Origin of the sequence: Paenibacillus sp. FSL E2-0190 (assembly GCF_037992965.1) — a bacterium.
GTDB classification, from domain to species: domain Bacteria; phylum Bacillota; class Bacilli; order Paenibacillales; family Paenibacillaceae; genus Paenibacillus_AQ; species Paenibacillus_AQ odorifer.
Genome location: NZ_CP150306.1, coordinates 5,709,558 through 5,725,020, shown reverse-complemented (window position 1 = coordinate 5,725,020; position 15,463 = coordinate 5,709,558). Strand labels below are relative to the sequence as shown.

11 protein-coding genes are annotated in these 15,463 nt (G+C 46.5%); 8 read left to right on the top strand and 3 right to left on the bottom strand.

Translation table 11 applies throughout. The features are described 5' to 3' along the window. Nucleotides 1-25 precede the first annotated feature (25 nt). Together NST25_RS25160 and NST25_RS25155 are read right to left on the bottom strand one after the other, a co-directional pair. A complete protein-coding gene (locus NST25_RS25160; RefSeq protein ID WP_036679565.1) occupies nt 26-910 on the bottom strand; it encodes a sugar ABC transporter permease in 885 nt (294 codons plus the stop codon). Between the two features lie 207 nt (nt 911-1,117). Then, nucleotides 1,118-2,494: an extracellular solute-binding protein gene (locus NST25_RS25155; RefSeq protein ID WP_076129193.1), complete on the bottom strand. Its 1,377-nt coding sequence runs from the start codon at nt 2,492-2,494 to the stop codon at nt 1,118-1,120. Nucleotides 2,495-2,732: 238 nt separating this feature from the next. On the opposite strand from NST25_RS25155, the gene NST25_RS25150 reads away from it, so the two are divergent. From NST25_RS25150 to NST25_RS25130, 5 genes are all read left to right on the top strand, one after another. Continuing rightward, entirely contained in the window at nt 2,733-4,553 is a 1,821-nt protein-coding gene (locus NST25_RS25150) for a sensor histidine kinase (RefSeq protein WP_340392720.1), read from the top strand. After that, nucleotides 4,554-6,209, top strand: a complete 1,656-nt coding sequence (locus tag NST25_RS25145; protein WP_038573084.1) for a response regulator — start codon at nt 4,554-4,556, stop codon at nt 6,207-6,209. It begins immediately after the preceding gene. Nucleotides 6,210-6,280: 71 nt separating this feature from the next. Next, a complete protein-coding gene (locus NST25_RS25140) occupies nt 6,281-7,972 on the top strand; it encodes an alpha-glucosidase (protein WP_076186343.1) in 1,692 nt (563 codons plus the stop codon). A gap of 152 nt (nt 7,973-8,124) precedes the next feature. Continuing rightward, the gene (locus NST25_RS25135; RefSeq protein ID WP_076186340.1) at nt 8,125-8,859 is read left to right on the top strand and encodes a class I SAM-dependent methyltransferase; all 735 of its coding nucleotides are present in this window, start codon (nt 8,125-8,127) and stop codon (nt 8,857-8,859) included. Between the two features lie 38 nt (nt 8,860-8,897). Then, the gene (locus NST25_RS25130; protein WP_340392719.1) at nt 8,898-9,908 is read left to right on the top strand and encodes an MBL fold metallo-hydrolase; all 1,011 of its coding nucleotides are present in this window, start codon (nt 8,898-8,900) and stop codon (nt 9,906-9,908) included. 1,649 nt (nt 9,909-11,557) lie between these two features. Here NST25_RS25130 and NST25_RS25125 read toward each other — a convergent pair. Next, nucleotides 11,558-12,157 (bottom strand): phosphatidylglycerophosphatase A, encoded by a 600-nt coding sequence (locus NST25_RS25125; protein ID WP_340392718.1) that lies wholly within the window; start codon nt 12,155-12,157, stop codon nt 11,558-11,560. 269 nt (nt 12,158-12,426) lie between these two features. Between NST25_RS25125 and NST25_RS25120 the strand changes: the two genes are divergently transcribed. The 3 genes from NST25_RS25120 (at nt 12,427) to NST25_RS25110 (ending at nt 15,140) form a co-directional block, all read left to right on the top strand. Then, a complete protein-coding gene (locus NST25_RS25120) occupies nt 12,427-13,560 on the top strand; it encodes a GerMN domain-containing protein (protein ID WP_175617402.1) in 1,134 nt (377 codons plus the stop codon). Nucleotides 13,561-13,723: 163 nt separating this feature from the next. Continuing rightward, nucleotides 13,724-14,482, top strand: a complete 759-nt coding sequence (gene rph / locus NST25_RS25115) for a ribonuclease PH (protein WP_036686952.1) — start codon at nt 13,724-13,726, stop codon at nt 14,480-14,482. Between the two features lies 1 nt (nt 14,483). Further along, nucleotides 14,484-15,140 (top strand): XTP/dITP diphosphatase, encoded by a 657-nt coding sequence (locus tag NST25_RS25110; RefSeq protein ID WP_076129200.1) that lies wholly within the window; start codon nt 14,484-14,486, stop codon nt 15,138-15,140. Nucleotides 15,141-15,463: the final 323 nt, after the last annotated feature.

Sequence of the window (15,463 nt, the reverse complement as noted above, 5' to 3'; positions counted from 1 at the left end):
GATTTCCTCCGGTTACAGGGTTTCTTTAAAATTCTCCGATATCTTTCTTTAAAATCTTGTTGAGGATAACGGTTAGGATCAGGCAGAACACAATAAACAGAATGGAAATGGCATTACCATAGCCGTATAGCGATGATGAGAAGGCGGTTTTGTATAGATAGTTCCCTAGGAACTGTGTGCTATTTGCAGGGCCACCGTTGGTCATTAAGAATACGGTTTCCATTTGCTTAAGACAGGTGGTGACGGCAATGATGATGGCAACCCGCATCATCGGCGAAAGCAGCGGAATGATGATACGCGTGTAGAGGGTAAAGTTGTTGGCGCCATCGATTCTTGCGGCTTCGCTTAAATCTTCCGGAATGCCTTGCAGACCTGAATAATACAGCAGCAGTGCATACCCAAAGCCTTGCCACATAACAACAATGATGATGCACCAGATGGCTGTCTTCGGATCACCGAGCCAATCATGCGTAAGTGCGTCCAATCCAACTCCGCTTAGCAGCTTGTTAAGCAGTCCGTAGTTCGGATGGAAAATTCCGGTCCACAGCTTGGCTGTAACGACGACGGAAATTACAGCGGGGATAAAAAAGATCGTCCGGAATATTTTTTCGTATTTGCCGGAGTTGGTTAGGAATATCCCCATGAGAATGGCAAAGGGATGTTGTAAAAATACTGTGGCGGCGGTCAGGAGCAGGGCGTTGACCAGCGATCTCCAGAACACTTTGTCATGAAATAGAATTTCGCGGTAGTTATCAAAGCCGATGAAATTGTATTTGCCGATTCCGCCCCAATCCGTAGAACCGTAATAAGCGCTCATGAAGATAGGGATGCAGATCATAAAAGCAAATAGGAACAGTCCAGGTGCGATGAGTAAGAAAATCGCTTTTTTGTCGCTTAACACTCTGTGCATGGAAATCTCCGTCCTTTTAAAGAGTAATCTATCTATTACCATCGTAACGGGAAGCCAGGCACCGGAACATGCCGTAAATTTCAGATCGGTGTATACATTTTTTCGAAAACAAACCCCCGGCCTCTGGGGGAAGCCGGGGGTTGCGCACTGCCATCTATAAGGTTACTTCAGGAGCGCTAAGGTTCATGTTTTTTGTAGTTCTCTGGTTTATTTACCAGCGAATTTATCAGATGCAGCATCCAGTGCTTTGGCGAATTCTTCAGGGGTAATCGCATCAGATAGCAGGCTTTGATGCGCCTCCATTACCTTTTGCTTGAACTCATCGTCACCCACATCCTGCAGTGGAGTACCGCTGGAAGAGGTCATGGAGCTGAACACTTCAATCAATTCTTTTTGCAGCTGGGTTTCGTTACCCGTTAGGAATTGATCGAATTGCTGCGCAGGTGTACCCGCGCCAGCTTGCCATAGCATTTTAGACCAATGCTCTGGAGCGAAGAAATATTTCAAGAAATCAACAGCGGCTTCAGCATGTTTGGAATTTTTGCTGACTGCATATCCACCACCATACCAAGCGGCATCATCGGTTGCTTTACCTTTAGCTGAAGCTGGGAATGCGAAAGCACCTACGTTATTGCGGAATTCTTCAGAGAAGTTCTCGTCTGTTGCCAGACCCGACTCCCAAGCGCCCATAAAGAACATGGCAGCTTGCCCTTGTCCGAACAAGTTGCGTGCAGCACCGTAATCGGCAGTCAGCCAGCCATCGGCAAAACCTTTAGCATCGGCGAATTGTTGCATTTCAGTTGCAGCTGCAACCAGACTAGGATCTGTAAAGGATATTTTACGTGCAACAGCTTCATCCATTGTATTGAAATCGCCAGTCTGACGTTGGGCTACAAATTCATACCAGATAGGCAGTGTCCAAGCGTCCATACCATTCATAGCGATCGGGTTAATTTTCTTGGCACGAAGTGTTTTGACGGCGGCAAGCAAATCATCTGTTGTTTTTGGAACCTCGATGCCGTTGTCAGCAAATATTTTTTTGTTATAGTACATCACCATGTAGTCGGCACCACGCGGCAAGCCGTAAAGCTTACCGTCTTTACTGAAGCCGTCCATGGATCCGGACACAAACTGATTACCTTCGAAGTCAGCACTGTTCAGTTCAAGCAGTAGATCGTTATCCAGCAGCGGACTCAGGAAGGAGGGCTGACCCCAGGCTTGAATGATATCAGGCAGCTGATTGCTGGAGGCATATACTTTGATTTTTGATTTGTAAGGCTCATCTTGAAGCGCTTCCACTTCAATCTTGACGTTAGGGTTCTCTTTCATGTAAGCATCGATAATGTCTTGCTCTACCTTACCTGAACCATTGGCCCGATCCGCGAGCGCGGTGAAGAACTTCAGTGTGATTTTTTCGGCGGGTGTGTTTTCCCCTGCACTAGCTGTTGCTTCGGCAGTAGCTTCGGCCTTGTCATTTGTAGGTGCATTGGTAGCTTTCGCATTGTTATTTCCGCCACCGCAGCCTGCCAGCAGAGCTGGTAGCATTAGACTCATAAGTGCTAGCTTTATTCCTTTACCTTTCATCAAAAACCCACCTTTTTTATGAGATATATTTCCACGAGAACGGCTGTCATCAAACGAGGACGACAATGTCGTTTCTTCTTGCATCCCCATCTTAAGAGTTTATGACCGATAGAAACATGGTCCATATTTAAGAACTATGTAGGCATTTTTCAGTGATTGTAAAAAGCTGGTTCAGGGTTTAATGATTTCAGTTATACTTGGTTTACACATTTATTGATTATACATGAAGGTGGTTCTCATGAATCGAAACATCCGCTTATTAAGCCGTTATCGCCATCTTCCGCTCCAGTTTAAGCTGTTATTATGGTTTGTGCCGCTGCTTCTCGTGACTATATTTGCTATGGGGTGGAACTCCTATCAGATCTCTTCGCAGCAGGTGGTGGAGAAAATGAAACAGTCACAGGATCACCTGACCCGGAAAACAGCAGAGCAGATTGATGAGATGGTGAGGGGAATGATTTCTTTTTCCAATACACTCTTTCTGGATGAAAGTGTGCAGCGGCTCTTAGTGTCGTCAGAAGCACAAAAAGAACGTAATTCCGTATTTAAAACGGTCACCAACCTGATGGTCGCTGGCAATTCGATTCAATCCCTGATTCTATACTCTTTGGAAGACCAGAATAACGGGGCGGAGCCTTTTGCTGCGAACCAAGCCGGATTGACGACTGGCATGAAGTTCTCTAACTTTGTCCAAACCTCGTACTACAAGGAAGCCGTTGAAGCCGCAGGCAGTCCAACCTTTGGATTGTCCAGACCCACGGATGGCATATTTGTTGGTGATCATTATCATAAGATTGTACTTTCCAGAATTATCAAGAATGTATATACTTTAAAACCGGCAGGGCTAGCGGTGATCGGGGTCGATGCTGGTAAGATTGGAAGCCAATATCTAGACAACTCTGAAGATGATGTAGATATGTTTGTGGTTGATCGAGACGGGCTCATCATTACGGCTTCTAACCGGAGCTGGATCGGTAAAAGAGATCTTGATCTTCCGTATTTTGCGGACAGCGATCCTAAGTTGAACCTAGAGCAGAGACTGGAGTCTACAGCGGATCACAAACAGTGGATTGTCTCGCATCTGCAGTCAGAAACGACGGGTTGGTATGTAGTGGTGGTGCATTCCAAACGGCAGCTTGTCAAAGAGCTGGGGCAGATTTCACAGGTCACGGTGACGATCGCTTTTCTGTGCTTAGCAGTTAGCTTAATGGTTACCTGGCTCGCCGCCGCCTCAATAACGAAACCGCTGAAAAAGCTTTCCCGCTCCATGCGCAGATTCCAGACAGGGGATTTCACGCAGCGCGTATTTTTTGAAGGAAATGATGAGATTGGTCTCTTGGGCCATGGTTATAATCTAATGGTTCAGCGGATCAAATCGCTCATCAATGATGTATATGCCTCCAAACTGAAGCAGCAGGAAGCAGAATTGAAAACGCTTCAGGCACAGATCAGGCCGCACTTTTTATATAACACGCTGAATACGATTTGTTGGGAAGCTGAGAAGAAGGGCGACAAAGAAATAGCGGATATGGTCTATTCGCTTTCTCAAGTATTCCGGCTGAGCTTAAATGATGGGCGGGATACGTTTACATTGGAACAGGAAGTAGAGCTTGTAAAGAATTATTTGTTCCTGCAAAAAAATCGGTTTAGAGAACGTTTTGAGTTCGAAATTACCTTGGATGAGAGTATCAAGGATTTTACAGTTCCGAAGCTGCTGCTCCAGCCACTGGCGGAAAATGCAGTGATTCATGGGATCGAGCCACTGGCTGGAAGCGGACTAATCTCGATTCGCGCCTTCCGCAAAGATAGGACTATTGTGCTCGAAGTTCAAGATAACGGGGTGGGAATCACGCCGGAAAGACTTCAGGAGCTACATCAGCGTTTAGCGAGAGGAAGCTCTATTACGGAGGAAGAGGAGAATGCTGGACGTTCGGGGTTTGCACTCTCGAATGTACAGGAACGTTTAGCTTTGTTTTTTGCCGGAGCCTCATTGCAAGTAGAGAGTGTAGAAGGAGCAGGCACACGTATTATCATTCATATCACTGTGGAGGGTCCCTAAATGATGAAGCTGAAGCTGCTGATTGCTGAAGACGAAGACACCATCCGTGAGGGTATCGTCAATATGATTGACTGGAATTCGCATCAGATTGAGGTAATGGGCGAGGCGGGGAACGGAAGTGAAGCGCTGGCTCTGATGGAGTCTGAACAGCCGGATTTATTGTTAACGGATATCCGCATGCCGCAGATGAATGGTCTGGAGCTAATCGAAGCTGGACGGCGTCGCGGTTACGACTTTCGCTCGATTATTTTATCTGGCTACAATGAGTTCTCTTATGCGAAACAAGCGATTGCGCTGGGGGTTGTCGATTATGTGCTGAAGCCGTGCCGGCCGGAGGAAATTCTGAAGACGGTACTCAAGGCTAAGGAGCTAATTGAAAGGCAGCGTTGTCAGGAGAATGAGCAGCTAAAAAGAGATCGTTCCTGGCATAAAAATGCACCGCTTGTCAAAAGCCAAGTGCTGTCCCAATGGATTCATCATCCTCCGGTTCCGCTGGAGCGGCGGCAGGAGCTGATCGGTGAGTTAGCTATGGCTATTAGTCACGAAGGTCCGCAGATTGGGCTGGTCAGCTTTGATTTTGATCCTCCCTCTGCCGGTGGGTCTGGACAGGATTTTGTACTTTTACGTTACGCGGCCCTAAATATTATTAGTGAGACCTTGTCTCCTATCTATAAAGGAAAAATCGAGACCTTCCATGATGGCAATCTCCTGCTCTGGATCGGCAGTGGTTTAGCTGGAACGGATTCCCGCAAGTCTTACCGAACCCCCATCTATTTAAAAGAGCAGATTGGGATGCTGCAAAGCAATCTGGAGAAATACCTCAAGCTGTCAATCAGTATTGCTGTAGGCTCCTGTCGTGCGGATATTTCGGAAGCTCATCTGTCTTATAAAGAAGCGCTTCAGGCCATGGAATCCCGCTTTCTGAATGGGAAAGGCGGCGTTTATTTTTATACAGAAGGCTCAGGAGTTATTGGGGGTGGCGCACAGGAGATCGGGATTTTAGATGATCCTGAATTAAATGTGCTGGAGGATGAGATGCTTGTGGCAGTCGGTGCAGGAAGTAATGAGCTTGCCCTCGATCTGCTGGAGCAATGGCTGGAACGTTTTCGCGGAAACCCCGGATGCCTCAAGCAGGAGGTGAATATTCGGGCAACAGCTTTTGTCGTTCGCCTTAAGAGGCTTGCGCAGGAAAAACAAGTAGCTGGATTTGAATGGAAGCAGCATTTGGTCAATTGGATGGAGCAGGCACCACAGATCGAGACGCTGGAAGAATTATCTACGATCCTGAATAAGATCATGCAGAATGTGGTGGAGGCTTTTTCTAAACATCGCCCTCTGCATCGAACAGTAGTTACAGCGCTTGAGATCATCCGTAACAAATATAATACCAATCTATCTCTGGAGTATGTTGCGAAGGAAGCTTATGTATCTAATACTTATTTAAGTTCACTGTTCCGCCAGGAGCTGGGTGTGAATTTTCTCGATTACTTGCATCAATACCGGGTAGAAGAGGCAAAAAAGCTGCTCCGCCAAAACTTAAAAATGTACGCCGTTGCAAAGTTAGTGGGCTATGGGGAAGAACGCCACTTCAGTGCCACTTTTAAGAAATGGACCGGACTTACGCCCTCACAATATCAAAAGGGACTAGGGAAGTAGGAGTAAATTGTTATCTACTAGGCTTTGTGTGGTTAAACTCTACATATAGCTAAATAGGAGGTAACCGAGAAATGAACCCGAAATGGTGGAAAGAGAGTGTCGTGTACCAAATTTATCCGATTAGCTTCATGGATAGTAACGGAGATGGGATTGGAGACTTGCAAGGAATCATATCCAGACTGGATTATCTGCAGGATTTAGGTGTAGACGTGATTTGGGTCTGCCCTATTTATAAATCACCAAACCATGATAACGGTTATGATATCAGTGATTACTGTGACATTATGAAGGAATTTGGCACGATGGATGATTTTGACCATTTGCTGAGGGAGATGCACGCACGTGGGATGAAGCTGATGATGGATTTGGTTCTGAACCATACGTCACATGAGCACCCATGGTTTGTTGAATCCAGATCGTCGAAGGATAATCCGAAACGGGACTACTATATTTGGCGAAAAGGAAAAAATGGAGGTCCCCCGAATAACTGGGAGTCTTATTTCAGTGGCTCGGTGTGGGAGCTTGATCCGCGGACCGATGAATATTACCTTCACCTCTATTCCAAATATCAGCCTGATCTGAACTGGGAGAATCCGGTGGTCATTGATAAGCTGCATGAGATGGTGGAATGGTGGCTGAAGAAGGGTGTGGACGGATTCCGCTTTGATGCCATTGCACATATCGTGAAGACGAAAGGTTACCCGGATGCGGATAATCCAGGTGGAACACCTACCGTAAGGGCTTATGGAATGTTCTCCAATCTGGCAGATGTGCATACCCTGCTACAGAATTTATATGATAAAGTGCTTTATTTCTACGATATTATGACGGTAGGAGAGACCTCAGGACTTGGACCGGAGCAGGCGCTAGATTATGTAGGGGACGGGCGTAGAGAGCTGAATATGACTTTTCAATTTGAGCATATGTTTCTGGATGCCGCTTCGGCAGGTAGTGGAAAATGGGATGTCGTCCCATGGAGTTTACTGGAGCTGAAAAAGATTATGAGTAATTGGCAGACGGTTCTGCATGACAAAGGCTGGAATGCGAATTATCTCTGCAACCATGACCAGCCGCGCGCAGTGTCCCGGTTTGGGAACGACCTTTTTTACCGGATTCCTTCGGCTAAAATGCTGGCGACCTTCATTCACATGCTGGAAGGCACACCTTATATTTATCAAGGCGAAGAAATTGGAATGACGAATGTCTGTTTCGAATCCATTGATGAGTACCGGGATGTAGAGACGCTTAATTATTATGAAGAAAAGCGAAAAAACGGCGTTCCAGAAGAGCAGATTATGTCTGCCATTCATCATAAAAGCCGGGATAATGCCCGCACCCCGATGCAGTGGGACGATGGTCACGCAGGTGGTTTTACGACGGGGACTCCTTGGATCGAAGTAAATTCCAACTATATGGAGATCAACGCTGGCAATGCGATTAAAGATCCCGATTCCATCTACAACTACTATAAACAGCTGATTGCCCTGAGAAAAAAACACAAAGTCATCGTTTATGGAGCCTACGGGCTGCTGCTCGCAGAGCATACAGAGATATATGCGTATACTCGGACATTAGAAGATCAGCGGCTGCTGGTTATTCTGAATTTTTATGATGGAGAGCCTGTATTCGAATGGCCAGCGGAGTTCCAACCAGACAATATTGAGCTGTTAATTTCTAATTATTCCGTGGAAAAAGATGAGCAGATCCAACCGCTTAAACTTCGTCCTTATGAAGCACGAGTATATTTGCAGCAGCTTGTGTAAGGGAAGCTACAGGAATGAGTTGTCATGAAGGGGCTGAGCGCTCCACTGTGACAACTCTTCTTTGAGTTTGTGAGTAAAAGACTGTACAATGGCGATACATTAACATACATAGAGTGGAGTTACAGGAAGACGCCTGTGGGAGGAGAGACAACATGACTGAATGGTATGAAAAGAGCTTCGGAGAGGATTATCTGGTCGTATACAAACATCGAGACTTTGGTGGAGCTCGTAAAGAAGTTGAACGAATGATCTCGTGGCTGGGACTACCGCCAGGCTCCAAAGTGCTGGATTTATGTTGTGGGATGGGACGTCATTCACTGGCGCTTGCGGAAGCAGGGTACGAGGTAACTGGAGTAGATTTATCAGAGGTATTGCTGCGTGAGGCAAGATCTCAAAAAGGAGCGGAGCAGGTAACTTGGCTGCGTTCTGACATGCGGGACCTACCGTTAATAGGAGGTTTCGATGCTGTGGTTAATCTGTTCACTTCCTTTGGTTATTTTGAAGAGGATGAGGAGCAGGTAAAGGTTTTGCGTGAAATCTATCGGATGTTGAAGCCGGGTGGCAAGTTTGTTATTGATTATCTGAACCCTGCGTATGTGATTCGTCATCTGGTGCCGCATTCTACCCGTGAGGATGGAAAGAATCTGATTGATGAGTCGCGGCGGATCGAGGATGGGTATGTGAAGAAGGACATCATTTTAACCTCTAAGAATGATTCTACACCTCGTCAATATCATGAACGTGTGAAGCTGTATTCCTTGGAGAAATTCAGCGGAATGATCGAGGAAGCGGGTTTACAGCTCGAAGCTGTGCATGGCAGCTATGAAGATGAGGTTTATAATGCAGCAAGCTCCACGCGGATGATTTTTAGTGGAATTCGATCGTAATGGTATCAGGAAAAAGATTCAAAGGCGGTGATCGCACCATGTCTAAGGCGGATATCACTTCATGGGACGAGAACATTCTTCAGGTCTCGGTACCCATGGACTCGCCGCTTCGTCAAGTGAACAGCTATATTCTTCCCGATGAGGATGGCAGAATTACTATTATCGATCCGGGTCCGCGTAGCCCGGAGACAGAAAAATGCTGGCATGCGATCCTGCAGGAGCTGGGATTGTCGTGGAAGGACGTGCGGGATATCGTCGTAACGCATCATCATCCCGATCATTATGGATTGGCGGGATGGTTGCAGTCGCAGACCGGATGTAAAGTATGGATGACTGAACGTGCTCATGCCGAAGCGATGTTGATGTGGGGCGGTGACACGGATATCAATGAAGTTTTGCCGTTATATTTCATCAGACACGGAATGTCGGAAGAATGGTCGAGTGGAATAAAAGCGCATTTGGAGAGCTTTGACGCGCAAGTGGAGCCGCAGCCGGTTGTAACTTATCTGAATGAGGTAGAGCCTTTCGGGATGGGTGGCCGTGAATGGCAATTGATTGTAACTGGCGGACATGCACCGGGACATGTGAGTTTCTATCATGCGGGCAGCGGGCAAATGATCTGCGGCGATGCTGTGCTGCCGCAGATTTCGCCCAATGTCAGCCTGCTTCCAGGCAGCGATCCACAGCCGCTGCAGACGTTTCTTCAGGGGCTGCAGGAGCTGGGGAGCTACCCGGTCAGCATAGCGTTCCCGGGTCATCGGGAACCGTTCACGGGCTTCGCGCACCGGGTCAGCAGTCTGCTCGCTCATCATGAGGAGCGGCTGGATACCACGGCAGCCTTGCTCGCAAACGGCCCGCTGAGCGGCTTCGCCGTCTGCGAAATTCTGTTTCGCAGCCGGGTAACCACCGTTCACCAGATGCGCTTTGCAATGAGTGAGACACTGGCGCATCTGGCGGAGCTGATGCGCCGGGAGCGGGCAGTGATGATAGAGGCGGACGGTGCTATCTTGTTTGCAGCATCTGAAAGTGCTGGAGACCATGTTAGTTAGAGTTTCTAGCGCGATCGAAGAGTGATGAAATGAATGATGAGCGATGATGATTAGTGATGAATGATGAAATGAATTGAGATGTGAAGGTTATGATCTAGTAGAGGTACAGAGCAGTCTTGTGTTATTGGGACTGCTCTTTTTTGGGTTTTGGTTTTAGTGACTAGGTAGAGAGTATAATTCGGTGCTATTTATATGAATATTGAGCTCCTTAGTCCGATCGAATACCCAACTAACATTTGATTACTTAACTCATGTGTCACACAGATCATTCGGACTCAGATGCAGCTATTCGTGAAGTTTGAGACTTTTGAGGTTAGTATCGGACCGGAGAGGCGTTATTGCTAGAATAATGGGTTGTTATTGGTCATTTTTGAATGAATAGCGACTCTGGAGTCCGAAAGTGTCCAAATCAAAGGGGATATGTGAGTATAGTGTCACCTGAGTCCGATCGCATTACCAAACTAACATTTGATTACTTAACTCATGCGTCACACAGATCATTCGGACTCAGATGCCGCTATTCGTGGATTTTGGGACTTTTGAGGTTAGTATCGGACCGGAGAGGCGTTATTGATAGTGCAGAGGGTTGTTATTGGTCATTTTTGAGTCAATAGCGACTCTGGAGACCGAAAGTGTCCAAATCAAAGGGGATATGTGAGTATAGTGTCACCTGAGTCCGATCGCATTACCAAACTAACATTTGATTACTTTACTCATGCGTCACACAGGTTATTCGGACTCAGACGCCGCTATTCGTGGATTTTGAGACTTTTGAGGTGAGTATCGGACCGGAGAGGCGTTATTGCTAGTGCAGAGGGTAGTTATTGGTCATTTTTGAGTGAATAGCGACTCTGGAGTCCGAAAGTGACTAAATCAAGGGTGTTTTATGGAAATAGTGTCACCTGAGTCCGATCGCATTACCAAACTAACATTTGATTACTTTTCTCATGCGTCACACAGATCATTTGGACTAACATTTGATTACTTTGCTTATGCGTTATGCAGGTCATTCGGACTCAGATGCAGCTATTCGTGGATTTTGAGACTTTTGAGGTTAGTATCGGACCGGAGAGGCGTTATTGCTAGAGTAATGGGTTGTTATTGGTCATTTTTGAGTGAATAGCGACTCTGGAGTCCGAAAGTGTCCAAATCAATGGGGATATGTGAGTATAGTGTCACCTGAGTCCGATCGCATTACCAACTACCATTTGATTACTTTACTCATGCGTTACGCTGAGCATTCGGATTCAGATTTGATTACTTTACTCATGCTTCACACAGATCATTCGGACTCAGATGCCGCTATTCGTGGGTAGAAACACATCTTGCCGAGTAGCTAAGTGTTGGTATTGACTAATTGGGGAATTTCTCCCTGTTTTTTGAGGTTTGTTGGAGTGTAGAGCGAATATTGGGGAATTTCTCCCTAATAATCTACGAATGTAGCTATAAATTAAGGTTTTCGTAGAGTTATTAGGGGAGAATTCCCTAATAACTTAGGTTTTGAACGATTTTCGGTATTTTTTAGGGAGTTTTTCCCTAAAGCGGTCCCAACCCAACCTTAAAAAAAGCGATTGTCTCATAACCCGCAAGGGTTACGAAACAATCGCTTTTTAATTCTCAGAGTGTACCCAAAACACCGGTTACTCCGGTTATTTTTCATGTTCTGCAAGTTTCCTTGCAGTTTCTTCGCGATCCTCAGGTGAATGCGGAAGTTCGAGGTCTATCTCACGCTCAGCTTGCTTACGGTGTGCGATTCGGCTACTAGCTGCAGCGGCTACCGCGCCGACGATATCGTCGAGGAAGGTGTGGATCTGTACGGTGTTTTTGTCGTTCAACCGTTCAAGAACGCCTGGCTTAAGCTTGTCCACATAACCATAGTTGGTGAAGCCAATGCTGCCATATACATTTACGATGGAGAAAGCCAGAATCTCATCCACTCCGTATAATCCCTCATCATTTTCGATCATATCCTGAAGCGGTGGAAACAACTTCCCCTCCTCCGCGAGCATGTCCAATTGAATGCCCGTAAGTACCGCATTTTGCACTTCTCGTTTGCTGAGTACCATCTCAACGTTATGGACACATTCTTCCATCGTTAAGTTTGGATAATATTTTTTTTGCAGAAACATAACGAGCTCTGCGATTTCCTGCAGGTTTACTCCACGCTTATTCAACCACATTTTGGTCGCATCTGCGACTGCCTTGCTGTTCAGACTGTAAGGTATTTTTGCGATTGGTTCATCAGCCATGATTAGTCACCTCGTAAGTTAAGTCTTTGCATTACAACGTTCGTTAGCATGATGTTAAGCGCTGGTGTTATCTCAGATTGTACGTTTAGAAAAAGTATTTGTCCAGAAAACGGAGTCTATGTGAATTAAAATCTAGATCCAACCTAACCTGAAAATAAAGCGCACAGGCTTTTCCAACAATTTAGGATAAGCAGTTGTTATTTTTTGGACAAAGGTCTCGTATACATAGCAGTACAAATGCTATCTAACCTTGAAAGGGGTAATAAATGATGAAAACAATGCAACAAATCCGCGGGATTTCCGCAGTCTGCCTACTCGCAGTTCCACTGGCACTGTCCGGTTGCGGCTTGTTCGGTTCGGAATCAGCATCGATTGATGCTCCGCCACCTGAGGTTGAAGCGCAGATGTTACAGACAGAGGGAAATAATACTTTGGATTCAGGTGTATTTGGTCCAGTGGCTCAGGATGATGCACAAGCAGTTGTGAAGGACAGCACCAAAACCGCTAAAGCAACGGATAAAGCAACGGCTTCCGGTGACCGGACGACCGTATATTTGGAAGATGGAAATGGCTTACTCGCTCCAGTGTCGCTAAATCTGCCAAAAAGCAAAGATTCCAGCACGCTCAAGAACTCTTTAATGGCATTAGTGAATAAGGGAGAATATGCGTCCTCATTGCCAGAAGGCTTCCAAGGCATTCTACCAGCTGGAACTGAGGTGCAAAGCATTACGGTAGACAAGTCGAATCTGGCAGTTGTTGAGTTCAATTCGGAATTTAACAACTACGATGCTGCGGATGAACGCAAAATCCTTGAAGCGATCACTTGGACACTTACCGGTCAAGATGACATTAAAGGTGTGCAGTTCTGGGTAGATGGTAAAAAGCTTACGGAAATGCCGCTTCAAGGCACTCCGCTGGATCGCCCGCTGTCCCGCACAATGGGCATTAACCTGCCAAAACAAGGTCCATCTTTGATGAACTCTAGTGCGGTTACTGTTTATTTTTCCACAACATCTCCTGACGGTATCCAATATTATGTTCCGGTTACGCGCTTTGTACCCGCAGGGCAAGAACAGCTGACTGCTGCTATCAATGAACTGATTGCGGGACCTGAATCCGGAGACGGTCTGGAAATGGTTATGACACAGGGGACATCACTTGATTCGGTTGAAGCCGGACAAAACGGTGTTGTTACTGTATCCTTGACTGACGATATGTTCGCAGATGGGAAGGAAGTTCCTGCCGAATTGCTGGAATCGGTTGTTCTGACTGTTGCGCAAAATACGGAAGATGCTCTGGTTCAAATTCGTTTGAACGGCAAACAATCGATTACTGACACTGACAATGTGGATTATAGCAAACCTGTTTCTGCACCTGAATTTTTGAACGAGCTCCCGTTATAGAATGACCTTCTAAGGTTTAAAAGATGCTTTTGTGCCTCCTCTTTGGTAGAATAAAAGTTGCTCAAAAAGACGTAACGTCCCGAACGGTGAACTGCCGCAATGAACAACAGGGAAACGGGACTCACACTAAACTATTAGCTATACGATGTAGGAGGCAGAAAAGATGAGATCAAACGGGCGAACTGACGACCAATTACGGCCGCTGACAATAACGACCCAAACGAATAAATATGCTGAGGGCTCCGTGATCATTGAGATGGGAGACACCAAAGTTATTTGTACGGCTACTGTAGAGGAAAAAGTGCCTCCGTTTCTTAAAGGACAAGGAAAAGGCTGGGTAACTGCCGAATATTCGATGCTTCCTCGGGCCACCCAGTCCCGTAATCAACGTGAAGCTGCACGCGGTAAACTTACCGGACGTACAATGGAGATCCAGCGGCTGATCGGCCGTGCGCTTCGCTCCGTGGTGAATTTACAAGCGTTAGGTGAACGCAGTATTACGCTGGATTGTGATGTGATTCAGGCGGATGGGGGAACTCGGACGGCTTCGATAACAGGCGCTTTTGTTGCCATGGCATTTGCTATTAATAAAATTGCACTACAGCACAAGCTGGCTGTTTTTCCTATAACAGACTTTTTGGGAGCAATTAGTGTAGGTGTTGTAGGGGATAAAACATTGCTCGATCTGAATTATGAAGAGGATTCCAAAGCCAAAGTGGATATGAATGTAGTCATGACCGGCGGCGGTGCTTTTGTTGAGGTACAAGGGACTGGCGAAGAAAGACCATTCTCGCGTCAAGAGCTGGACCTATTATTAGGTCTAGGTGAGAAGGGAATTTATGAACTGATTGCGGCGCAAAAAGAAGCGCTCGGAGCGATTGCTCTGAAAATCCCTTCCGGCCAACCGGGCCAAGAGGTGTAACATGAATTCCACGGGCAATATTCTCATTGTCGCAACGAAGAATAAGGGGAAGGTGCGCGAGTTCGAGCACGCTTTTGCCCCGCTGGGCCTGACAGTTAAGAGTATGTATGACTATCCGCATCTGCCCGATGTGGTGGAAGACGGGGCTACTTTTGCAGAGAATGCGTTTAAAAAATCCAAAGCCGTAGGTGATGCACTTGGAATTCCGGTACTCGCTGATGATTCGGGTCTTTGTGTAGATGCTTTGGATGGCAGACCGGGTGTGTACTCTGCACGTTTTGCCGGTGAAGACGCTACGGATGGGGAAAATAACCTGAAGCTGCTTAGCGAGCTAGAGAGATTGAAACAGGGGGAAGACACAGATCAGCCTTTGCTGAGCACAGCTAGGTTCGTCTGTACTTTATCGCTGTACGATCCAGTTTCCAAGCAGGAGCTAACCGCAGAAGGTGCGGTCGAAGGTTGGATTACTTCAGAACCATCAGGTGCTGGCGGTTTCGGTTACGACCCGCTATTTTATCTGTCGGAACATGAAAAAACTATGGCCGAGCTTACGCTGGAAGAGAAGCAGCAGATTAGCCATCGAGGAACTGCACTGCGACTGCTGACGGCGAAGCTGGAGAAAAAACTGGCAGCCGAAGGCGGCCTATCGCAGGAATAGATTTTTATATAAAAGTGGGGGTGTCCAAAAGCCGCGAAATGGCTGCTGGGCACCCCCGTTTTTTATTCCTTCCCCTTAAACAAAGCATCAAACTTCGTTCGATTCTAGCACATTCACCCGTATGAAGCGGCTACCCGGACACAGCTGACCTTAAACGCAGCTATATCCGATAATTGAGATTCTACTGGACCCCAAAGTCGCTATGGGCACGAAAAACACCCCAATAGAAGCATTTCATAAGGAATAGCAGCACTGGAGTCCGAAACACAGCTCCAAAGGCTTGAAATTTGTAAATAACGTCAACTGGGTCCTTAACGTAAGCC